The sequence below is a fragment of the Staphylococcus edaphicus genome, from assembly GCF_002614725.1.
GTDB classification, from domain to species: domain Bacteria; phylum Bacillota; class Bacilli; order Staphylococcales; family Staphylococcaceae; genus Staphylococcus; species Staphylococcus edaphicus.
Window position 1 is genome coordinate 16,884 of sequence record NZ_MRZN01000023.1, and the last position, 20,817, is coordinate 37,700.

At 33.6% G+C, this 20,817-nt stretch carries 23 protein-coding genes; 20 read left to right on the top strand and 3 right to left on the bottom strand.

All coding sequences use genetic code 11. The features are described 5' to 3' along the window. Nucleotides 1-78 precede the first annotated feature (78 nt). The 4 genes from sufD to sufB all read left to right on the top strand — a co-directional run bounded on the left by sufD (nucleotide 79) and on the right by sufB (nucleotide 4,808). Entirely contained in the window at nucleotides 79-1,386 is a 1,308-nt protein-coding gene (gene sufD, locus BTJ66_RS11515) for a Fe-S cluster assembly protein SufD (protein ID WP_099091091.1), read from the top strand. 156 nt (nucleotides 1,387-1,542) lie between these two features. After that, nucleotides 1,543-2,781 carry a cysteine desulfurase gene (locus tag BTJ66_RS11520; RefSeq protein WP_420801887.1) on the top strand — a complete coding sequence of 413 codons (1,239 nt, stop codon included), beginning with the start codon at nucleotides 1,543-1,545 and terminating at the stop codon, nucleotides 2,779-2,781. After that, the gene (gene sufU, locus BTJ66_RS11525; protein WP_099091093.1) at nucleotides 2,771-3,220 is read left to right on the top strand and encodes a Fe-S cluster assembly sulfur transfer protein SufU; all 450 of its coding nucleotides are present in this window, start codon (nucleotides 2,771-2,773) and stop codon (nucleotides 3,218-3,220) included. The genes BTJ66_RS11520 and sufU overlap by 11 nt, the downstream gene beginning before the upstream one ends. Nucleotides 3,221-3,410: 190 nt before the next feature. Next, a complete protein-coding gene (gene sufB / locus BTJ66_RS11530; RefSeq protein ID WP_099091094.1) occupies nucleotides 3,411-4,808 on the top strand; it encodes a Fe-S cluster assembly protein SufB in 1,398 nt (465 codons plus the stop codon). Between the two features lie 112 nt (nucleotides 4,809-4,920). On the opposite strand, the gene BTJ66_RS11535 is transcribed toward sufB, so the two are convergent. After that, a complete protein-coding gene (locus BTJ66_RS11535) occupies nucleotides 4,921-5,190 on the bottom strand; it encodes a zinc ribbon domain-containing protein (RefSeq protein WP_099091095.1) in 270 nt (89 codons plus the stop codon). Nucleotides 5,191-5,429: 239 nt separating this feature from the next. Here BTJ66_RS11535 and BTJ66_RS11540 point away from each other — a divergent pair, with 239 nt between their 5' ends. From BTJ66_RS11540 to BTJ66_RS11570, 7 genes are all read left to right on the top strand, one after another. After that, the gene (locus BTJ66_RS11540) at nucleotides 5,430-6,440 is read left to right on the top strand and encodes a hemolysin family protein (protein ID WP_099091096.1); all 1,011 of its coding nucleotides are present in this window, start codon (nucleotides 5,430-5,432) and stop codon (nucleotides 6,438-6,440) included. A 133-nt stretch (nucleotides 6,441-6,573) separates the two neighbouring features. After that, complete coding sequence (locus tag BTJ66_RS11545; protein ID WP_099091097.1) at nucleotides 6,574-7,641, top strand: NAD(P)H-dependent flavin oxidoreductase; 1,068 nt, start codon at nucleotides 6,574-6,576, stop codon at nucleotides 7,639-7,641. A gap of 191 nt (nucleotides 7,642-7,832) precedes the next feature. Next, the gene (locus BTJ66_RS11550) at nucleotides 7,833-8,681 is read left to right on the top strand and encodes a DUF72 domain-containing protein (protein WP_099091098.1); all 849 of its coding nucleotides are present in this window, start codon (nucleotides 7,833-7,835) and stop codon (nucleotides 8,679-8,681) included. A 10-nt stretch (nucleotides 8,682-8,691) separates the two neighbouring features. Then, nucleotides 8,692-9,516 (top strand): sulfite exporter TauE/SafE family protein, encoded by an 825-nt coding sequence (locus BTJ66_RS11555; RefSeq protein ID WP_099091099.1) that lies wholly within the window; start codon nucleotides 8,692-8,694, stop codon nucleotides 9,514-9,516. Between the two features lie 20 nt (nucleotides 9,517-9,536). Then, on the top strand, nucleotides 9,537-10,856 hold the full coding sequence (locus BTJ66_RS11560) for a bifunctional metallophosphatase/5'-nucleotidase (protein WP_099091100.1): 1,320 nt from the start codon (nucleotides 9,537-9,539) through the stop codon (nucleotides 10,854-10,856). Between the two features lie 81 nt (nucleotides 10,857-10,937). Beyond that, complete coding sequence (gene lipA, locus BTJ66_RS11565) at nucleotides 10,938-11,879, top strand: lipoyl synthase (RefSeq protein WP_099091101.1); 942 nt, start codon at nucleotides 10,938-10,940, stop codon at nucleotides 11,877-11,879. Between the two features lie 155 nt (nucleotides 11,880-12,034). Continuing rightward, nucleotides 12,035-12,424 (top strand): YutD family protein, encoded by a 390-nt coding sequence (locus BTJ66_RS11570; protein ID WP_099091102.1) that lies wholly within the window; start codon nucleotides 12,035-12,037, stop codon nucleotides 12,422-12,424. 120 nt (nucleotides 12,425-12,544) lie between these two features. Here the strand turns inward: BTJ66_RS11570 and BTJ66_RS11575 are convergent, their stop codons facing one another. Then, nucleotides 12,545-12,811: a DUF3055 domain-containing protein gene (locus BTJ66_RS11575; protein WP_099091103.1), complete on the bottom strand. Its 267-nt coding sequence runs from the start codon at nucleotides 12,809-12,811 to the stop codon at nucleotides 12,545-12,547. Between the two features lie 138 nt (nucleotides 12,812-12,949). Between BTJ66_RS11575 and BTJ66_RS11580 the strand changes: the two genes are divergently transcribed. The 8 genes from BTJ66_RS11580 to dltD all read left to right on the top strand — a co-directional run bounded on the left by BTJ66_RS11580 (nucleotide 12,950) and on the right by dltD (nucleotide 19,789). Then, nucleotides 12,950-13,381, top strand: coding sequence for a DUF86 domain-containing protein (locus BTJ66_RS11580; RefSeq protein ID WP_099091104.1), 432 nt, complete (start codon nucleotides 12,950-12,952; stop codon nucleotides 13,379-13,381). Nucleotides 13,382-13,387: 6 nt separating this feature from the next. Continuing rightward, nucleotides 13,388-14,167, top strand: a complete 780-nt coding sequence (locus BTJ66_RS11585) for a TIGR01457 family HAD-type hydrolase (protein WP_099091105.1) — start codon at nucleotides 13,388-13,390, stop codon at nucleotides 14,165-14,167. A 10-nt stretch (nucleotides 14,168-14,177) separates the two neighbouring features. After that, the gene (locus BTJ66_RS11590) at nucleotides 14,178-15,137 is read left to right on the top strand and encodes a 2-hydroxyacid dehydrogenase (protein WP_099091106.1); all 960 of its coding nucleotides are present in this window, start codon (nucleotides 14,178-14,180) and stop codon (nucleotides 15,135-15,137) included. A gap of 414 nt (nucleotides 15,138-15,551) precedes the next feature. Next, on the top strand, nucleotides 15,552-15,698 hold the full coding sequence (locus tag BTJ66_RS11595) for a teichoic acid D-Ala incorporation-associated protein DltX (RefSeq protein ID WP_099091107.1): 147 nt from the start codon (nucleotides 15,552-15,554) through the stop codon (nucleotides 15,696-15,698). Between the two features lie 14 nt (nucleotides 15,699-15,712). After that, nucleotides 15,713-17,176, top strand: coding sequence for a D-alanine--poly(phosphoribitol) ligase subunit DltA (gene dltA, locus BTJ66_RS11600; protein ID WP_099091108.1), 1,464 nt, complete (start codon nucleotides 15,713-15,715; stop codon nucleotides 17,174-17,176). Continuing rightward, nucleotides 17,173-18,387, top strand: coding sequence for a D-alanyl-lipoteichoic acid biosynthesis protein DltB (dltB, locus tag BTJ66_RS11605; RefSeq protein ID WP_099091109.1), 1,215 nt, complete (start codon nucleotides 17,173-17,175; stop codon nucleotides 18,385-18,387). Before dltA ends, dltB begins: the two co-directional genes overlap by 4 nt. A gap of 20 nt (nucleotides 18,388-18,407) precedes the next feature. Further along, a complete protein-coding gene (dltC, locus tag BTJ66_RS11610; RefSeq protein WP_099091110.1) occupies nucleotides 18,408-18,644 on the top strand; it encodes a D-alanine--poly(phosphoribitol) ligase subunit 2 in 237 nt (78 codons plus the stop codon). Then, nucleotides 18,641-19,789: a D-alanyl-lipoteichoic acid biosynthesis protein DltD gene (gene dltD / locus BTJ66_RS11615; RefSeq protein ID WP_099091111.1), complete on the top strand. Its 1,149-nt coding sequence runs from the start codon at nucleotides 18,641-18,643 to the stop codon at nucleotides 19,787-19,789. Before dltC ends, dltD begins: the two co-directional genes overlap by 4 nt. Nucleotides 19,790-20,014: 225 nt before the next feature. On the opposite strand, the gene BTJ66_RS11620 is transcribed toward dltD, so the two are convergent. Next, nucleotides 20,015-20,257 (bottom strand): NifU family protein, encoded by a 243-nt coding sequence (locus BTJ66_RS11620; protein WP_002483816.1) that lies wholly within the window; start codon nucleotides 20,255-20,257, stop codon nucleotides 20,015-20,017. 107 nt (nucleotides 20,258-20,364) lie between these two features. Here BTJ66_RS11620 and BTJ66_RS11625 point away from each other — a divergent pair, with 107 nt between their 5' ends. Continuing rightward, entirely contained in the window at nucleotides 20,365-20,676 is a 312-nt protein-coding gene (locus tag BTJ66_RS11625; protein WP_099091112.1) for a YuzD family protein, read from the top strand. Nucleotides 20,677-20,817: the final 141 nt, after the last annotated feature.

Sequence of the window (20,817 nt, forward strand, 5' to 3'; positions counted from 1 at the left end):
TTAATTTAGATGAAGATTTAAGGTCTTGATTTATACCGATGAATTAAATCATATAATCATCAATGGGAGGAAAAAAGTATGACGACTGAAACTTTGAACATTTCTGAAGCGCAACTAGTTGAGTATTCACAAGCCCATAAAGAACCTGCTTGGTTAACAGAATTACGAAAAGAAGCGTTGAAATTAACTGAAACTTTAGAAATGCCAAAACCAGATAAAACAAAAATTAATAGATGGGACTTCGACTCATTTAAACAGCACGAAACGACAGGCGACATTTATAACGCATTAGAGGAACTACCAGAAGCGGTTAAAGAAATTATTGATATAGAAAACTCAGAAAACTTAATTATACAACACAATAATACATTGGCTTTCGCCAAAGTTTCTGATTCTGCAAAAAATGACGGCGTGCTTGTAGAAGGCTTATCAGACGCCTTAGTGAACCACCCTGATTTAGTTAAACAATATTTCATGAAAGAAGCAGTTGCTGTAGATGAACATAGACTAACTGCATTGCACACTGCATTATTAAATGGCGGTATGTTTGTTTATGTTCCTAAAAACGTTGTTGTAGAACATCCGATTCAATACGTCGTGTTACATGATGATAACCAAGCTAGTTTCTATAATCATGTCATTATTGTTGCTGAAGAAAGTGCTGAAGTAACATATGTAGAAAACTATTTATCAAATGCTGATGGTGAAGGAAATCAATTAAATATTATTTCAGAAGTGATTGCAGGTGCTAATGCCAAAATCACTTATGGTTCAGTTGACTATTTAGATAAAGGCTTTACTGGTCACATCATACGTCGTGGTACAACAGATGCTGATGCGAAGATTAATTGGGCACTAGGTCTTATGAATGAAGGTAGCCAAATTATTGATAATACAACAAATTTAATTGGTGACCGTTCTGAAAGTGAATTGAAATCAGTAGTAATAGGAACTGGAAGCCAAAAAATTAACCTAACTTCTAAAATAGTTCAGTATGGTAAAGAAACAATCGGTTATATCTTAAAACATGGTGTTATGCTTGAAAGTGCATCAACAGTATTTAATGGTATTGGTTACATTAAACATGGCGGTACGAAATCCAATGCAAACCAAGAGTCTCGTGTATTAATGCTTTCTGAAAATGCTCGAGGAGATGCTAACCCGATTTTATTAATTGATGAAGATGATGTAGAAGCAGGACATGCAGCATCTGTAGGCCGTGTAGATCCAGAACAGCTTTATTATTTAATGAGTCGTGGTATTTCTCGTCAAGAGGCTGAGCGTTTAGTCATTCATGGTTTCTTAGACCCAGTAGTACGTGAATTACCAATTGAAGATGTGAAACGTCAATTACGTGAAGTGATTGAACTTAAAGTAAATAAATAATATATAAAGACAATGCGTCAAGGACAGTAGTAATTAAATTGTGATGTCAAAATTTAAACGTATGGACAGTGTTATGAAGTACGTTTTACAAGTTATAATTTAACCTTTACTAAGGTCTGATTATTGATTCTTAATTAAGGAAGGCCTGTGAATAATTTGACTGATACTTTAAATGTTACTGAAATTATAAAAGATTTCCCTATTCTCAACCAACAAGTTAACGGTCATAGATTAGCGTATTTAGACACGAGTGCTACGAGTCAAACGCCCGTTCAAGTGATAGATGTTATGGCAGATTATTACAAACGTTATAACTCAAATGTTCACCGTGGTGTTCACACACTTGGATCATTGGCAACAGATGGTTATGAAGGTGCACGTGAAACGGTAAGACGTTTTATAAATGCTAAATATTTTGAAGAAATCATTTTCACTAGAGGTACAACAGCTTCTATTAATATAGTTGCGCACAGCTATGGTGACGCAAATGTTACTGAAGGTGATGAGATTGTTGTTACTGAAATGGAACATCATGCTAATATTGTACCGTGGCAACAATTGGCTAAACGTAAAAATGCGACCCTAAAATTCATTCCAATGACGGATGATGGAGAATTAGCATTAGAAGATGTTAAAGCGACGATCAATGACAACACTAAAATCGTTGCTGTCACGCATGTTTCTAACGTACTAGGTACAATTAATGATGTTAAAGCTATCGCTGAAGTTGCACATCAACATGGTGCAATTATTAGCGTGGATGGTGCACAAGGTGCACCTCATATGGCACTTGATATGCAAAGTTTAGATGTTGATTTTTACAGCTTTAGTGGTCATAAAATGCTTGGGCCAACAGGTATCGGTGTCTTATTCGGTAAGCGCGCATTCCTTAATAAAATGGAGCCTATTGAATTTGGTGGAGATATGATCGATTTCGTAAGCAAATATGATGCTTCTTGGGCAGACTTACCTACTAAATTTGAAGCAGGTACGCCTTTAATAGCACAAGCAATCGGCTTAGCAGAAGCGATTAGATATATAGAACACTTAGGTTTTGAAGCAATTCAACAACATGAAACAGCGTTAACACAATATGCTTACGACAAGATGTCAGAAATAGATGGTATTGAAATATATGGACCTGCAAAAGATAGACGTGCCGGTGTGATTACTTTCAATATGACAGATGTACATGCACATGATGTGGCTACTGCCGTAGATACAGAAGGAGTTGCTGTAAGAGCAGGCCATCACTGTGCGCAACCACTTATGAAATGGTTGAACCAATCTTCTACAGCACGTGCAAGTTTTTATATTTACAACACGCAAGAAGATATTGATCAACTCGTCGAAGCGTTGAAACAAACGAAGGAGTTTTTCTCATATGAATTTTAATAATTTAAATCAGTTGTATCGTTCAGTGATAATGGATCATTACAAAAGTCCTAGAAACAAAGGAGCTTTAGATAATGGTTCTATGACTGTAGACATGAACAATCCAACGTGTGGGGACCGTATTCATCTTACATTTGACATTGAAGATGGTTTTATCAAAGATGCAAAATTTGATGGAGAAGGTTGTTCAATTTCAATGTCTAGTGCTTCAATGATGACTGAAGCGGTAAAAGGTCATTCCTTAGCAGACGCAATGAAAATGAGTCAAGAATTCTCAAAAATGATGCTTGGTGAAGATTATGAGATTAGTGAAGATATGGGCGATATCGAGGCGTTACAAGGCGTTGCACAATTCCCTGCACGAATTAAATGTGCTACGTTAGCATGGAAAGCCTTAGAAAAGGGTACAGTTGAAAAAGAAGGCAGTACTGAAGACTAAGGAGAGCTCCAAAGGCAAAAGTCGATAAATTGACAATGTGTAAAATTCCATTCAAACTAGGAAGTACATCATGATTTACAAATGTACGTGAATGTTGAATACATTGGCTCTTTAAACAACGAATAACAACAAATACACAAATGATCTTGCACGTAAGTCGTTTTTTTAATATATAAGAGGAGTGATTTAAATGGCTAAAAAAGCACCTGATGTTGGAAATTACCAATATGGTTTCCATGACGAAGATGTTTCTATTTTTAGATCAGAACGCGGTTTGACGGAAAATATTGTCCGTGAAATTTCAAACATGAAAGATGAACCAGAATGGATGCTTAATTATAGATTAAAATCATTAAAGCAATTCTATAAAATGCCTATGCCACAATGGGGTGGGGATTTATCAGAATTAGATTTTGATGATATCACTTATTATGTTAAACCTTCTGAAAACACAGAACGTTCTTGGGATGAAGTACCTGAAGAAATCAAACGTACGTTTGATAAATTAGGTATTCCAGAAGCTGAACAAAAATATCTTGCTGGTGTATCTGCACAATATGAATCTGAAGTTGTTTATCATAATATGGAAAAAGAACTTGAAGATAAAGGTATTATATTCAAAGATACAGACAGTGCTTTAAGAGAAAATGAAGACTTATTTAGAGAATATTTTTCTACAGTTGTACCCGCTGCGGATAATAAATTCTCAGCGTTAAACTCAGCTGTATGGTCTGGTGGTTCTTTCATATATGTTCCTAAGAACATTAAATTAGATACACCGTTACAAGCTTATTTCCGTATTAATTCAGAAAATATGGGACAATTTGAGCGTACATTAATCATTGCTGACGAAGGTGCATCAGTAAACTATGTTGAAGGTTGTACAGCACCTGTTTATTCAACAAGTTCATTACACTCAGCCGTTGTTGAAATTATTGTTCATAAAGATGCACATGTGCGTTATACAACAATTCAAAACTGGGCAAACAATGTGTATAACTTAGTGACTAAGCGTACATTAGTATATGAAAATGGTAATATGGAATGGGTCGATGGTAACTTAGGTTCTAAGTTAACAATGAAATATCCAAACTGTGTATTAATGGGTGAAGGTGCTAAAGGTAGTACATTATCTATCGCTTTTGCAGGTAAAGGACAAGTACAAGATGCAGGGGCTAAGATGATTCATAAAGCACCTAACACGTCTTCAACGATTGTCTCTAAATCTATTTCTAAAGACGGCGGTAAAGTAGTTTACCGTGGTATCGTTCACTTTGGACGTAAAGCAAAAGGTGCACGTTCAAACATCGAATGTGATACTTTAATTTTAGATAATGAGTCTACTTCAGATACGATTCCTTATAATGAAGTATTTAATGACAATATTTCTTTAGAACACGAAGCGAAGGTTTCAAAAGTTTCTGAAGAACAATTATTCTACTTGATGAGTCGTGGTATTTCAGAAGAAGAAGCAACTGAAATGATTGTTATGGGATTCATTGAACCATTCACTAAAGAGCTTCCAATGGAATATGCCGTTGAAATGAACCGTTTAATCAAATTTGAAATGGAAGGCAGTATCGGCTAAGTTTATTTGACCGTTACCTGTCGTTGATAAAATATAAACACACACGCTAAACGTTGGAAGTATCCAACATATAGTGTGTGTGTTTATTTTACATATGATTGTTTAATAGGTGTTAATTACGCCAGCGATCCAATTTTGCCATGAATTTTTTGGTATACATTTTATTTAAAAAGAATTTTTGAATCTTATTCATATCGGACGCTTGGAATCTTTTTAAATTATATTCGTACATAGCGTCAAAATCTAAATGCATTGTAAACGCACCATTTTGATAACAATGATGACAGTATTTTTCCGATAATGTTCCATCACTTTCTGTACCAGCTGGTGTTTTTTTATCAAGTGGCATACCACAACTTTGGCATTGCGTTACCTTTGCCATATAATCACTCCCGATTAGCTAAGTTTGTTACTTTGAAATTTTATGAAGCAAATGATGATAACGTAGTTTAACATGGGCATGCTGAAAAGAGAAGTATTCTGATATTGTCTTATTTAATGATGATGGCTATGTTTTTTGATGAACAACAATTAATGGGTGTTTATAATTCTTGTGAATAGGGAATTTATTTACAAAATATGAAGTGATTTAATAATGATTATTAAAGGAGTTATGCACTGATGATTATTGCTATAATCATTCTTTTGTTTGCTTCGTTTTTCTTTTCTGGAAGTGAAACGGCACTCACAGCTGCAAACAGGATGAAGATACAAACGGATGCGCAACAAGGCAATAAAAAAGCTGGAAGGCTTGCAAGGCTATTAAGTAAGCCCAGCGAGTTCATTACTACTATTTTAATAGGGAACAATATTGCAAATATTATGTTACCGACGCTTGTTACGATTTTAGCAGTTGATATAGGCGTTAATGTCGGGGTTGCATCGGCAATTACTACTGTAGCTATTATTGTTATTTCAGAGGTCATACCGAAATCGATAGCGGCGACGTACCCAGATAGAATGTCACGGTTGGTTTATACACCAATCGCGTTTTTTGTCATTATCTTTAAACCTATTACTAAGTTATTAAATGCTTTAACAGATGCTATAAACAGAGCGTTATCAAACGGTACAGATGAAACAAAACGCTTTTCTAAGGAAGAAATCAGACAGATGGTGACAATTGCTGGTAGCGAAGGCGCTTTTAATGAAATGGAACGCAATCGTTTACAAGGTGTCATGGATTTTGAACAGTTAAAGATTACAGATATTGATACGACACCACGTGTTAATGTAACTGCTTTCCCTTCAGATATTTCATACGACGATGCATATGATACAGTGGTTTCAAATCCGTATACAAGATATCCTGTCTACGATGAAGATATCGATGATGTCATTGGTATATTCCATTCCAAATACTTACTGGCATGGAGTCGTGAGCCGGATAATGACATTTTAAAATATACGTCTGAGCCTTTATTTGTTAATGAACACAATCGTGCAGAGTGGGTATTAAGAAAAATGACGGTATCACGCAAACATTTAGCGATAGTGTTGGATGAATATGGTGGAACAGATGCGATTGTTTCTCATGAAGATTTGATTGAAGAAATGTTAGGAATGGAAATAGAAGATGAGATGGATGAAGAAGAAAATGAAAAAATAGAAGTACAGCAAAAAAGAGTATAGTAACAGATGGTGTTAAATTATATAAGACATGTAAAAACCACTCGATTTATTGGTAGTTCATTTCTAAAAGGGAATAAATCAGTCAGCAACCATAGTGGTTCGTCTTAAATGTGAGTTAAAGGAGTTTGTTGTTATGAGATTATCTTCTAGAGTCACCGGATTATTAAATATCAAATATCCAATTATTCAAGCAGGAATGGCAGGTTCTACAACGCCTGAATTGGTTGCTACGGTTAGTAATGCTGGTGGGTTAGGAACGATTGGAGCTGGATATTTTAGTCCGCATAGATTAGAACAGGAAATTACTTATGTGCAAGAGTTAACAGACTTGCCTTATGCTGTAAATCTGTTTGTACCAAGTGAGAAATTATATATTCCTGAAAAAGTTGAACATATGAATGCGTGGTTGAGACCTTATCGTCGTGCATTTAACATAGAAGAACCCGTGGTGAATATGACTGAAAAACAGCAATTTGAAGATGCTATTGAAATAATTATAGACAAAGGTGTTCCAATTGTGTCATTTACTTTTGGTATACCTGAGCAAGACATTATAGAAAGATTAAAAGCGCGTCACATCACATTGATTGGCACGGCAACGACCATTGAAGAAGCGATTGCAAATGAGCACGCAGGCATGGATGTTGTAATCGCACAAGGTAGTGAAGCAGGTGGACATAGAGGAGCTTTTTCAGAAAATACAAGTCAGCTTACACCATTAATTGGAACGATGTCGTTAGTGCCACAAATGGTCGACCACGTCAACATTTCCGTTATAGCAGCAGGTGGTATTATGGATGGTAGAGGATTAGTGGCAAGTATGGCATTGGGTGCAGAAGGTATTCAAATGGGCACAGCATTTTTAACATCAGATGAGAGTGGTGCAAGCGAACTTTATAAAGATGCAATTAGTCAAAGTGAAGAAACGGATACAGTTGTTACTAATGTCTTTACAGGTAAGCCAGCTAGAGGAATAGATAATGAATTTATTCATAAGATGAAGGAATATGACGATGAAATCCCTGATTATCCAATACAAAACCAACTGACGAGTGCGATCCGTAAGGCTGCGGCTAATGTTGGCAATGCGCAATGGACACATTTGTGGAGTGGACAAAGTCCAAGGCTTGCACAACATATTTCAGCTTGGACATTGGTAGAAAATATCATTAAAGAAGCCAATGAATTATTAAACGATTAACTTAGTTTAATTGCAGAATGTAAATACTAATTACAGTGAGGCTAGAAATCTTAATTAATGGTTGAGATGCTAGCCTTATTTTTATGAAAATTTTTAAGGTATATCCATATAGTCGTTTAAAGATAATGTAAAGTGAATTTAATCAAGTGAATCTCATAAATCATCTATGGTATCATTAATTTGGTGATATTATGATAAATATTGGATTAACAGGTTGGGGCGATCACGATACATTATATGAGGATTTACAAAGGAAAACAGATAAGTTAGTTACATACGCAAGTCATTTTCCAATAGTAGAACTCGATGCAACGTATTATGCGATACAACCTGAAAGAAATATAAGGAAATGGATTAAAGAAACACCAGAACGGTTTGAATTTATCGTTAAAATACATCAAGCATTAACACTTCATGCTGATTTTCATGACTATGCAGAAACGAGACAAATGCTTTTTGATCAATTTAAGGACATGTTAAAACCATTAAAAAATGAAAACAAACTTGCTATGGTGTTGGTACAATTTCCACCATGGTTTGATTGTACGTTACCCAATATTACATACATCAGGTATGTACGAGAACAGTTAAAAGATTTTCCAATTTGTGTAGAATTTAGAAATCAATCTTGGTTTAATGAAAAATTTAAAGAAGAAACATTAGCTTTTTTAACACAGCAACAGATTATCCATGCAGTTTGTGATGAACCACAGGCGGGTCAAGGTTCTATTCCGTTAATCAATCGAATAACGAATGGAACTGCATTTGTTCGCTATCATGGTCGGAATGTTCATGGATGGACCAAAAAGGATATGACAGATGAAGCTTGGAGAGATGTTAGATATTTATATGATTATAGTGAGCAAGAACTACAAGATTTAGTGAACAAGGTTGAATTATTACAACATAAGGCTAAAAAGATTTATGTTGTATTTAATAATAATTCTGGGGGCCATGCCGCACAGAATGCAAAAACGTACCAACGTTTGTTGGGCATAGATTACGAAGGGTTAGCACCACAGCAATTAAAATTATTCTAGGAGCGATAAGATGTTAACAATGATATTATTGATTTTAATTGGTGGTTTGTCAGCAGTTATTGGTTCGTTAGTAGGTATTGGTGGTGGAATTATCATTGTTCCTACAATTGTATATCTAGGTGTTGATAATGATTTGCTACAGGGAATTACACCACAAATTGCAATTGGAACATCTTCTGTTATATTAATTGTAACGGGCTTATCTTCCACACTTGATTATCTTAAGACGAAACAAGTTGATGTAAAGAATGGTTCGATATTTTTAATTGGATTACTTCCAGGTTCGTTGATTGGTTCGATTGTCAGTCGTTATCTTACATTAGAGTCCTTTAATTTATATTTTGGGATGTTTTTGATACTAGTTTCAATTATTCTCATGGTTAGAAATAAGATAAAACCATTGAAAGTATTTGCGAAACCACAATATGAAAGAACTTATGTAGATGGTGAAGGAAAGACGTATCACTATCACGTACCGCCTATAGTTGCATTTATCGCTACATTATTTATTGGTATATTAACAGGTTTATTTGGTATCGGCGGTGGCGCATTAATGACACCATTGATGTTAATTGTATTTAGATTTCCACCACATGTGGCAGTAGGCACGAGTATGATGATGATTTTCTTCTCGAGTGTAATGAGTTCTGTAGGCCATATAGCACAGGGGCATGTAGCTTGGGGATATGGACTTGTATTAATTATTGCAAGTTATTTCGGAGCGAAAATTGGTGTGAAAGTCAATCGATCAGTCAAATCCAATACAGTAGTAACATTGTTGCGAACAGTTATGCTGATGATGGGTATATATTTAATAATCAAATCATTTTTATAAATTAAGAGGAGGGAAAATAGATGAAATTAACGATTTATCATACAAATGATATACATAGTCATCTCCATGAATACGCACGTATCACTGAGTATTTAGTTCAAGAGAGACCCAAACTAGATCATCCCTCACTCTATTTAGATATAGGAGACCATGTCGATTTATCAGCGCCCGTTACTGAGGCAACGATGGGCATTAAGAATGTACAATTGTTAAACGAAGCGCAGTGTAATATAGCGACAATTGGAAATAACGAAGGCATGACGATTTCGCATGATGCATTGAATACATTGTACGACGATGCAAATTTTGATGTAACATGTGCTAATGTTTTTAATGAACGTGGCCAATTACCAAGAAATATGTCTTCATCAATTATTAAGGTGATCGACGGGGTACGTATATTATTTGTAGCTGCAACTGCACCATTTACGCCTTTTTATAGAGCGCTTGACTGGATTGTGACGAATCCATTGGAAGCAATTAAAGACGAAGTCAGTGCCAATGAAGGTGCTTATGATTTATTAATTATTATGAGCCATGTAGGTGTGTTTTTTGACGAAAAGTTATGTCAGGAAATACCTGAAATTGATTTGATTTTAGGTAGTCATACGCATCATTATTTTGAAAATGGTGAGGTTAATCATGGTGTACTCATGGCAGCGGCAGGTAAATATGGCCATTTTCTAGGTGAAGTTACACTTGAAATAGAAGACAATGTCATTGTGAATAAAACGGCGGTTATACATCCAGTAGATCAGCTTCCTGAAGTAGCAACGCATTTTGAGGAAGAAGGAAAAAAACTACTCAGTGATGCTATCATTGACCACCCTATGATATTACCTAGAAGAACCAATATGATTTCACAAACGTCGCATATGTTAGCAGAAAGTTTATTTGAATTTACGAATGCTGACTGTACAATTATTAATGCAGGTTTGATTGTAAAAGGAATTGCTGCCGATTGTGTAACAGAATATGATATCCATCAAATGTTACCACATCCAATTAATGCGGTGCGTATAAAATTAAGTGGTCAAGAATTGAAACAAGTAGTGATTAAAAGTCAAAAACAAGAATATCTAAATGAACATGCACAAGGATTAGGATTTAGAGGCGATATTTTTGGAGGTTATATTTTATATAATCTTGGATTCATTGAGTCTGAATCACGCTATTTTATTAATGGGGAAGAAATTGATAATGAGCGAACATATATCTTAGGCACAGTAGACATGTATACGTTTGGCAGATATTTCCCTATGTTAAAAGATCAGTCTATAGATTATTTAATGCCAGAGTTTTTAAGAGATATTTTCAAAGAGAAATTGTTAGAATATTAAATTGATGTAATAATACGTTTTCATTTACAAGAAATTTCGTTATAATGGTTAGAGATTTCAAATCAGGAGGATTGTCATGTTATGGCTACTAAAAATGAAGAAATTTTACGTAAACCAGATTGGTTAAAAATAAAACTAAATACTAACGAAAACTATACTGGTCTTAAGAAAATGATGCGCGAAAAGAATTTACATACAGTTTGTGAAGAAGCAAAATGTCCTAATATACATGAGTGTTGGGGTGAACGCCGCACTGCAACATTTATGATACTAGGTGCAGTTTGTACACGAGCTTGTCGTTTCTGTGCAGTTAAGACTGGATTACCAAACGAATTAGATTTAGATGAGCCAGAACGCGTGGCAGAATCAGTAGAGTTAATGAATTTAAAGCATGTTGTTATTACTGCAGTTGCGCGTGATGATTTAAGAGATGCAGGTTCAAACGTATACGCTGAAACAGTGCGTAAAGTGCGTGAACGTAACCCATTCACATCAATTGAAATCTTACCTTCAGATATGGGTGGAGATTATGATGCTTTAGAAACATTAATGGCATCTAAACCAGATATTTTAAACCATAACATCGAAACAGTCCGCCGTTTGACACCAAGAGTTCGTGCTAGAGCGACTTATGATCGTACGTTAGAGTTCTTAAGACGTTCAAAAGAATTGCAACCTGATATCCCTACAAAATCAAGCTTAATGGTAGGTTTAGGTGAAACACATGAGGAAATTTATGAAACAATGGATGACCTACGTGCAAATGATGTAGATATTTTAACAATAGGCCAATATTTACAGCCTTCACGTAAACACTTAAAAGTTGAAAAATATTATACACCATTAGAGTTTGGTAAATTAAGAAAAGTAGCAATGGATAAAGGGTTTAAACATTGCCAAGCAGGGCCACTTGTAAGAAGTTCGTATCATGCGGACGAGCAAGTAAATGAAGCAGCAAAAGAAAAACACCGCATCGGAGAAGAAAAGCTAGGTACTGAAATTGGAACTGATATGAATAAATAATTAAAATAAGACTTAGTTCATGGTATATGATTACACAATGCGTAATATATATGAACTAAGTCTTTATTAGAAATACGACATTAATATATGAGTCATTTAGATGATTTAGGGAGTAAGCTAAGATGATCAAAAATGACATAGATTAGGTGAATAATATGATAAAAGTAAATGGACATTACTTTGAGATAATAGAAGAATATAGAGAGTGTTTTGAAGAAGAAACCTTTGCAAATCGTTATTCTGATATTTTGGATAAATATGATTTCATTGTTGGTGATTTTGGATATGAGCAATTGAGATTAAAAGGATTTTATAATGATAGTAATAAGAAGGCAGAGTTAAGCAAGCGGTTTTCAACGATACAAGATTATTTACTAGAATATTGTAATTTTGGCTGCGCTTACTTTATCTTAAGACGTATTCCAGAAAACGAACTTAAAACATTATTAGAAGAAAATGAAATAACTCCTAGTGATGCCATGATTGAAGAAGATAAGCTACAAGATGTTAAAATCCAACCAAGTATCCAACAATCAGAAAAATAACATATGCAAATAGATAATGATTTAATCGTTTAAATAAAAAACAAACCAAAGCGTTTTAGCGCATTTGGTTTGTTTTTTTGTAAATTGTATTTTACTTGAACTAGCGGGTAAATGACTTTGTTATTGAATGACTTCATTTAAATACTCTGTAATTTCATTGCCTTCTATATCAGATACACCAAGAATATATGCAATATAGCCCTCTTCTTCTAAATCATCTGTACCTATAATTCCAAATTTATTTGTTTGCATGTTAAGGACGATTGTTTTACCAAAATGACGGTTCGTTTGGACGAGCATTAAATCATAGCGACTATGTTCACCAACGAAACCAACAAATTGTACTTGTGCGGATTCATCGTCATCATAAAGATACATATCAATCATTTTCAAACTCCTAACAATATGTGGATTTATTTAATTCAAGCTTATTTTATATTACTAAAAAGTCTTAATTTACAGTATAACCATAAATGAATTTGTCTGCAAAGGTATGGTATGATGAGATTGATAGGGGTGACTATAATGTATTTTGTTAATAAAGATCAATTGAATACAAAATTAAATTATTTACAACAATTAATTCAAGATTATCCTAACAATAAAGATAATCATTATGCATTTGAACGTATTGCACAAATGTTGATTGAGTCAGCTGTAGACATTGGTAATATGATTATAGATGGATTTATTCTTAGAGATCCTGGTAATTATAAAGACGTTATAGATATTTTAGCGTTAGAAAAGGCTATCTCTGAGAATACACAAACTCAAATTAATCAAACCGTTGATGTAAGAAAACAGTTTGTCTATTATTATGATGAACTTGAGTCAACTGCATTGATAGCGCTGTTTGATGAAACAGTACCATATTATCAAAACTACATTGATGAAGTAATACAGTTTTTAAAGAGCGAAGATGTTCCAATCACAGCTTTTGGTAAAAAAGGAGAATAAGACATTATGAAAAACTACAAAGCATACCTTATTGATTTAGATGGAACGATGTATAAAGGTAATGAAGCAATAGACGGAGCTGCACAATTTATTTCATATTTAAATGAACATCAAATACCTCATTTATATGTAACAAATAATTCAACAAAAGAACCAGAAGAAGTTGCGGCTAAATTAAATCAAATGGGAGTCGTTGCACAGGCAGAAGAAGTAGTTACATCCGCTTTAGCAACAGCAGAATTCATTGCAGAAGCGTCACCTGGAGCAACAGTATACATGTTAGGTGGAAGTGGTTTAGCAAATGCATTAACAGCACAAGATTTAGTGCTTAAAGATGATGAATTTGTAGACTATGTCGTCATTGGCTTGGATGAAGCCGTTACGTATGAAAAGCTTTCAACCGCAACATTGGGTGTGCGTAATGGGGCGAAATTTATTTCGACAAACCAAGATGTATCTATTCCTAAAGAACGAGGCTTTTTACCTGGGAATGGAGCAATTACGAGTGTTGTTACTGTTTCAACAGGTGTCCAACCTATATTTATTGGTAAACCAGAACCAATTATCATGAATAAAGCATTGGATATTTTAAATTTAGATCCTTCAGATGTTGCAATGGTAGGGGATTTATATGATACAGATATTATGTCTGGGATTAATGTAGATATAGATACCATTCATGTACAAACAGGTGTTACGACAAAAGAAGAAATAGATAAGAAATCTGTACCACCGACATATTCATTTAAAGATTTAATTAAAGTAATTAAAGAACTCGAAAAATAGGAGTGTTTGGATGGATAAAATCGTTGTTACACGAAAAATACCACAACCGTTTGTAGAACAATTAGAAACAATTGCGCATGTCGAAATGTGGGATGAATCTCTCGTTCCTATGCCTAGAGTACAATTTTTAGAGGCGATTAAAGATGCAACAGCTTGTTTTATAACATTAAGTGAAAAAATAGACCAAGAAGTCATAGCTGCATCACCGAATCTAAAAATCGTTGCAAATATGGCCGTTGGTTTTGATAATATTGATATTGATCTTGTGAATAAAAAAGGTATCATCGCAACGAATACACCAAGTGTCTTAACAGAAACGACAGCAGAACTTGGATTTACACTTATGCTAGCAGTAGCGAGACGCATAGTAGAAGCAGAGAAATATGTCCAAAATGGTCAGTGGCAAAGTTGGGGGCCTTATTTATTTGCAGGAAAAGACTTAAGCAACGCTAATGTAGGTATTTATGGCATGGGTGAAATTGGTAAAGCCTTTGCTAGAAGGTTAAAGGGCTTTAATACAAATATTATGTATCACAATCGTTCCAGACATGAAGATACTGAAAAAGCATTAGGTGCCTTATATGTGCCGTTTGATACATTATTAGAACAGAGTGACTTTATCATTTGTACTGCACCACTCACTGAAGATACAAAAAATAAGTTTAATGAATCAGCTTTTAAAAAAATGAAAAATGATGCGATTTTTATCAACATTGGTCGTGGTGCTGTTGTCGATGAACAAGCACTAGCGACTGCATTAGAAACTGGTGAAATTGCTGCATGTGGCTTAGATGTATTGCGTGAGGAACCAATCAATATGAATCACCCACTATTAGCGTTGGATAATGTCGTTATTGTGCCACATATTGGCAGTGCTTCCGTCATTACAAGAAACCGAATGATTCAATTATGTGTAGATAATATAAGATGTGTATTAAATAATCAACCACCTAAGACACCGATAAATTAATAGGAAAGAAAATGGAAATATAGATTTTTCTTTACAAGAAATTTACAAATTAAGTTAATCAATTAAATTCTAATATTTGATTGGAAATATACGAAAAACTATTGAATGATCATTCAATAGTTTTTTTAGTTGTTTTGAAATCATAGGGAGTATCAGAGAGAGCGATAATAGCTTTAAATCAATGTTTTGAAACATAAACAGAGAAGACTAATTATAAATATGTTTTGAACAGTTTACTATTTTAAACGAACTAACATTTCTGTTATATATAAATTACTTTATTCGATTGTCACATCATCATAATAAATGTATAATTAGTTGGTAAAATGTTAAAATACTGTAAATAGTACCGCAACCAAAAAAGTAGTTATGTAATAAAAAAATAATAGTATAAATAATATATAGAGGTGAATAATGAGTAAGGATATGGAAAATAAAACAACCTATCAAAAATTCAAACCATGGTTATTAACATTATTATATTTTGCTATTTTTATAGCCTTATATTTAATTTACGGTTCTGGAGATACGCATAATAACTTTATTTATAATGAATTTTAATAGAGGAGAAAAGTATGAAAGATATTATCTATTCATTAATTGAGAATGAAAAACATTACCCTGATCAAATTGCAGTAAAGCATAATGAAGACGTGCTTACATACAGAGAATTGAATCGTTATGCTGATGCATTGGCGTATTTTATTAAAGACTCATATAAGCCTTTAATCGTTTATGGGCATATGTCTCCATTTATGATTGTAGGAATGATCGCAAGTATTAAGGCGGGCTGTGGTTATGTTCCACTAGATATTTCAATGCCTGAAGATCGCATTAAATCTATTATTAAAAAAATTGAGCCTGAATACATCTGGAATACCACCGAAACGCAATTAGATTTAAACCATGCACATATTTTGGATACAAATATATTCAATGAAGTTGATATACCTAATAGATTTGAGTCACAAATCAACGGTAGTGACATTGCATATACTATTTTTACATCAGGCTCTACAGGGGAACCTAAAGGTGTACAAATTAGATATGACAGTCTCAATGAGTTTACACAATGGATGATAGATTTAAATAAAATAGGTGAGAATCAACAATGGTTAAATCAAGCACCATTTTCATTTGATTTATCTGTAATGGCAATTTATCCATGCTTGGCCACTGGAGGAACATTAAATTTAGTCGATAAAACGATGATTAGTAAACCTAAATTATTAAATGATATGTTACTGCAAGCTAAAATAAATGTTTGGGTCTCTACTCCATCTTTTATGGAAATGTGTTTAATGTTGCCTGATTTATCTGAAGAACACTACGAAAGTTTAAAAGAGTTCTTCTTTTGTGGAGAAATTTTGCCACATAAAACGGCTAAGATGTTGTTACAACGCTTTCCATCTGCATATATATATAATACTTATGGTCCTACAGAAGCGACCGTTGCAGTTACGAGTATTTTAATTACTGAGGCAGTCATTAATCAGTATAACCCATTACCAGTTGGTAAAGTGAGACCGGGAACACAATTGACTTTAGCAGAAAATGAAGAATTGGTTATTTCAGGACAATGTGTGAGTGAAGGTTATGTCAAAGATGAACAACGTTCTAAGGCAGTGTTTAAAGACATAAAGCAGCGTAGAGCATATTATACAGGTGATAAAGCAACGGTAAATGATGACTTGTGGTTTATCACGGGACGTATAGATTTTCAAGTGAAACTTAATGGATATCGTATGGAGTTGGAAGAAATAGAATTCCATTTAAGACAAATTGATGTAGTGAAAGAAGCAATTGTTGTACCAATATACAAAAGTGGTAAAGTGACACAATTACAAGGTGTTGTGGTATTAAATCAATCAAATGATGATAATGAGCGACAAACATTGATACATGATATTAAGCAAGAACTTAAACAAACCATGCCCGAATATATGATTCCAAGAAAGATTATATTTAGAGATCAGTTTCCTTTAACAATTAATGGGAAATTAGACCGTAAACAGATTGCTGAGGATATATTAACATGATTCCATATGGCACATTTACGTTCTTCCTTATAGCACTGATAGTTTTAATTCCGGTGATTATATTAGGTTTATTTGAAAAAAGAAGCCGCATATATAACGGTATTAGTACAGCTATTATGATTGTTCTCATATTTTCATCTGATAAGCATAATTTATTTGGTCAAACATTTCTAAGTGTTCAACTTATAAATTTTGTGTTATACCTCATATGGCAAGTCGCGATTATTATGTTTTATTGGAAATCGCGTTCAAAAAACAACTCATTTATGAAGTTTTTCATAGTGATTACTTTATCCATATTGCCATTGGTTGTGGTGAAAGTAATGCAAAGTTCATGGTTTGGTACAGCGCAATTAAAGCTTCATGAAAATAAAGTTATTGAATTAATAGGATTTTTGGGTATCTCTTATGTTACTTTCAAAAGTGTTCAATTGTTAATGGAAATACGAGATGGTTCAATAAAAGAAGTTAAGATTGCAAAGGTATTTCAATTTATCTCATTCTTTCCAACTATTTCATCTGGACCAATTGATCGATATAAGCGATTTGTTAAAGATGAAACTAAAATACCGACGAGTGAAAATTATCGTGTATCGCTAAATAAAGCAATTCATTTCATCATGTTAGGCTTTTTATATAAATATATTATTGCTTATTTAATACAAGTTTATGCAATTAATCCATTATTGCTGGACTTTTCAAACTTCACAGCTAAATGGTTGTATATGTATGCTTATAGCTTATATTTATTTTTTGATTTTGCTGGTTATTCCTTATTTGCTATGGCATTTAGTTATTTATATGGCATCCAAACACCACAAAACTTCAAGCAACCTTTTAAAGCTAAAAATATTAAAGACTTTTGGAACAGATGGCATATGTCATTATCGTTTTGGTTTAGAGACTGTATCTATATGCGATCACTATTTTTTATGTCTAAAAAACGTTTATTAAAAAATCAATTTACAATGTCTAATATTGCCTTTTCATTAAACTTTTTAATCATGGGCGTATGGCATGGCCTAGAAATTTATTACATTTTATATGGTTTATATCATGCAGCACTATTTATTGGCTATGGTTATTATGAAAAATGGCGTAAAACGCATCCGCCAAGGTGGTCAAATCAATTTACAACAATATTAAGTATTGTGGTTACATTCCATTTTGTAACATTTGGCTTTCTCATCTTTTCTGGGAAACTGTTTTAAAAATTTAGGAGGAAATTATTATGGAATTTAGAGATCAAGTATTAGATTTATTAACGGAAGTTGCTGAAAATAATATTATTAAAGAGAATCCAGATATAGAACTATTTGAAGAAGGTATCATAGATTCATTCCAAACAGTTGGACTTTTATTAGAAATACAAAACAAACTGGATATAGAAGTTTCAATTATGGATTTTGATAGAGATGAATGGGCGACACCTAATAAGATTGTAGCGGTATTAGAAGAATTACGATGAAACTAAAACCATTTATACCCATTATTATAAGCCTAATGCTTTTTGGCATATTTATCATAACGCCAGCAAGCTGGTTCACTGGTTTAATCAATTCAAAAACCTTAACTACCCAACGTGTTGCTCTAACTGATCAAGTATTAAAAGGTACCTTAATACAAGATAAAATGTATCAGTCTAATGCTTATTATCCTATTTACGGTTCAAGTGAATTAGAAAAAGATGATCCATTCAATCCAGCATTAATATTAGATGGTAGGAAAGATGTTCCGAAAAAACCATTTTTAATCGGTACAGGTGGCTCAACTGATTTGGTAAATGCGGTAGAACTTGGCTCACAATATGAACATTTAAAAGGTAAGAAAATGGCATTTATTGTGTCACCACAGTGGTTTACTAAAAAAGGTTTAACTCAGTCAAATTTTAAAGCTCGAATTTCTAAGGCGCAATTAAATCAATTATTTAATCAAGGGCACCTAAGTCCAGAATTGAAACAACGCTACGCTAAACGATTGCTCCAATTTAAAGATGTAGAGAATAGAGATTATTTAAAGCAAGTAGCACAAGGGAAAGATGTAGATAATGATCATTATTTATCTCCATTTAAAGACAATCAATTGAAAAAAATTGAGTCGCTTAAAGCGCCATACCCTTTGACTACTGCGCCAGTATCGCATGTTAAACCAATTCAATCGAAAAACGAATCATGGAGCACCTTGAAATCACAAGCTGCATCTTATGGTTCAAAACATACGCAATCTAATGCGTTTGGTATTCGCGATGAATACTGGGATTTAATTCAAAATCATAAACGAAAAATTAATAGAAACTATGAATTTAAAGTGAACTCGCCAGAATTTAATGATTTAGAATTATTAGTAGATACATTGAACGAAGCGGGAGCAGATGTTGAATACATTATTCTGCCATCTAATGGTAAATGGTATGATCACATTGGCATTAAAAAAGATAGACGCCAAAAAGTATATGACAAGATTAATCAAACCATTGTTGAGCATGGTGGTCATACGTATAACATGACTGATAAAGATTATGAACCATACGTAGTAAGTGATGCGGTACATATTGGCTGGAAAGGCTGGGTATACATCGCTGAACGTATTGATCAACATATGCATAAAAAATAATTTGTAGAATGTAAAAATCCTTTCAAATCTCATTATTCATGATATTATTGAAAGGATTTTTTTATAAAATTAAGCATAAAACATTCGAGATATTAAAACTCTAGTTCAAAAGTTATAATCATCTTAAAAATAAAAAAAACCTAGGACACTGTCATTGTGTTCTAGGTTAATAAGCGTTCGAAAGCGACTAAATTTCCTGATGTTTATATATAGTAAATCTATCTATTAGAATACTTGTTCTACTTCGATTACTCCTGGTACTTCTTCGTGCAAAGCACGTTCGATACCTGCTTTTAATGTGATTGTTGAACTAGGGCATGTACCACATGCACCATGTAATTGTAATTTAACAATACCGTCCTCGACATCTACTAGTGAACAGTCACCGCCGTCGCGTAATAAGAAGGGACGCAGTTTTTCGATAACTTCTGCTACTTGATCAAACATCGTTACGTTTTCAGTTGGCATAAAAATGCCTCCTTTCAAGTAAATTATTTCATTTTCTACTTATCTTTTTATTATAATAGAAATGTAGTGAAAAATCTATAAATCAAGACAAAAGAGGAGAAAGATATATGGATAAAGTGAGTGTCGTAGTGTATGGGGCAGATATTGTATGTGCAAGTTGTGTTAATGCACCAACTTCGCGTAATACATTTGATTGGTTACAACCATTATTAAAACGTAAATATCCTGAAAAGCAATTTGAATTTACTTATATCGATATAGAAAAAGATACAGAAAATTTAACGGACCATGACCAACAATTTATTGAACGCATACAAGAAGACGAACTGTTTTATCCTTTAGTTACTATGAATGATGCGTATGTATCAGATGGCTATGTGCAGTTAAAAGATATTACTAAATTTATGGATACACAGTAAATCAAAAGGAGGCTGGGACATAAATACCCAATCTCAAAAAAAGAGGGCTAATCCTTTATGGGTTAGTCCTCTTTATATTTAAAATCTTACGATTTTGACCGTGCATGCTTGCCTGGGGTATGGTTCGAGCCTGTAGTCTCT

Coding starts and splice junctions, on each gene's coding strand:
- sufU (WP_099091093.1), top strand. CDS start 2,771: ATGAATTTTAATAATTTAAATCAGTTGTATCGTTCAGTGATAATGGAT.
- dltC (WP_099091110.1), top strand. CDS start 18,408: ATGGAATTTAGAGATCAAGTATTAGATTTATTAACGGAAGTTGCTGAA.
- BTJ66_RS11590 (WP_099091106.1), top strand. CDS start 14,178: ATGGATAAAATCGTTGTTACACGAAAAATACCACAACCGTTTGTAGAA.
- BTJ66_RS11620 (WP_002483816.1), bottom strand. CDS start 20,257: ATGCCAACTGAAAACGTAACGATGTTTGATCAAGTAGCAGAAGTTATC.
- BTJ66_RS11555 (WP_099091099.1), top strand. CDS start 8,692: ATGTTAACAATGATATTATTGATTTTAATTGGTGGTTTGTCAGCAGTT.
- BTJ66_RS11580 (WP_099091104.1), top strand. CDS start 12,950: ATGTATTTTGTTAATAAAGATCAATTGAATACAAAATTAAATTATTTA.
- BTJ66_RS11625 (WP_099091112.1), top strand. CDS start 20,365: ATGGATAAAGTGAGTGTCGTAGTGTATGGGGCAGATATTGTATGTGCA.
- BTJ66_RS11545 (WP_099091097.1), top strand. CDS start 6,574: ATGAGATTATCTTCTAGAGTCACCGGATTATTAAATATCAAATATCCA.
- sufD (WP_099091091.1), top strand. CDS start 79: ATGACGACTGAAACTTTGAACATTTCTGAAGCGCAACTAGTTGAGTAT.
- BTJ66_RS11585 (WP_099091105.1), top strand. CDS start 13,388: ATGAAAAACTACAAAGCATACCTTATTGATTTAGATGGAACGATGTAT.
- BTJ66_RS11595 (WP_099091107.1), top strand. CDS start 15,552: ATGAGTAAGGATATGGAAAATAAAACAACCTATCAAAAATTCAAACCA.
- lipA (WP_099091101.1), top strand. CDS start 10,938: ATGGCTACTAAAAATGAAGAAATTTTACGTAAACCAGATTGGTTAAAA.
- sufB (WP_099091094.1), top strand. CDS start 3,411: ATGGCTAAAAAAGCACCTGATGTTGGAAATTACCAATATGGTTTCCAT.
- BTJ66_RS11575 (WP_099091103.1), bottom strand. CDS start 12,811: ATGATTGATATGTATCTTTATGATGACGATGAATCCGCACAAGTACAA.
- BTJ66_RS11535 (WP_099091095.1), bottom strand. CDS start 5,190: ATGGCAAAGGTAACGCAATGCCAAAGTTGTGGTATGCCACTTGATAAA.
- BTJ66_RS11550 (WP_099091098.1), top strand. CDS start 7,833: ATGATAAATATTGGATTAACAGGTTGGGGCGATCACGATACATTATAT.
- BTJ66_RS11570 (WP_099091102.1), top strand. CDS start 12,035: ATGATAAAAGTAAATGGACATTACTTTGAGATAATAGAAGAATATAGA.
- BTJ66_RS11560 (WP_099091100.1), top strand. CDS start 9,537: ATGAAATTAACGATTTATCATACAAATGATATACATAGTCATCTCCAT.
- BTJ66_RS11540 (WP_099091096.1), top strand. CDS start 5,430: ATGATTATTGCTATAATCATTCTTTTGTTTGCTTCGTTTTTCTTTTCT.
- dltA (WP_099091108.1), top strand. CDS start 15,713: ATGAAAGATATTATCTATTCATTAATTGAGAATGAAAAACATTACCCT.
- dltD (WP_099091111.1), top strand. CDS start 18,641: ATGAAACTAAAACCATTTATACCCATTATTATAAGCCTAATGCTTTTT.
- dltB (WP_099091109.1), top strand. CDS start 17,173: ATGATTCCATATGGCACATTTACGTTCTTCCTTATAGCACTGATAGTT.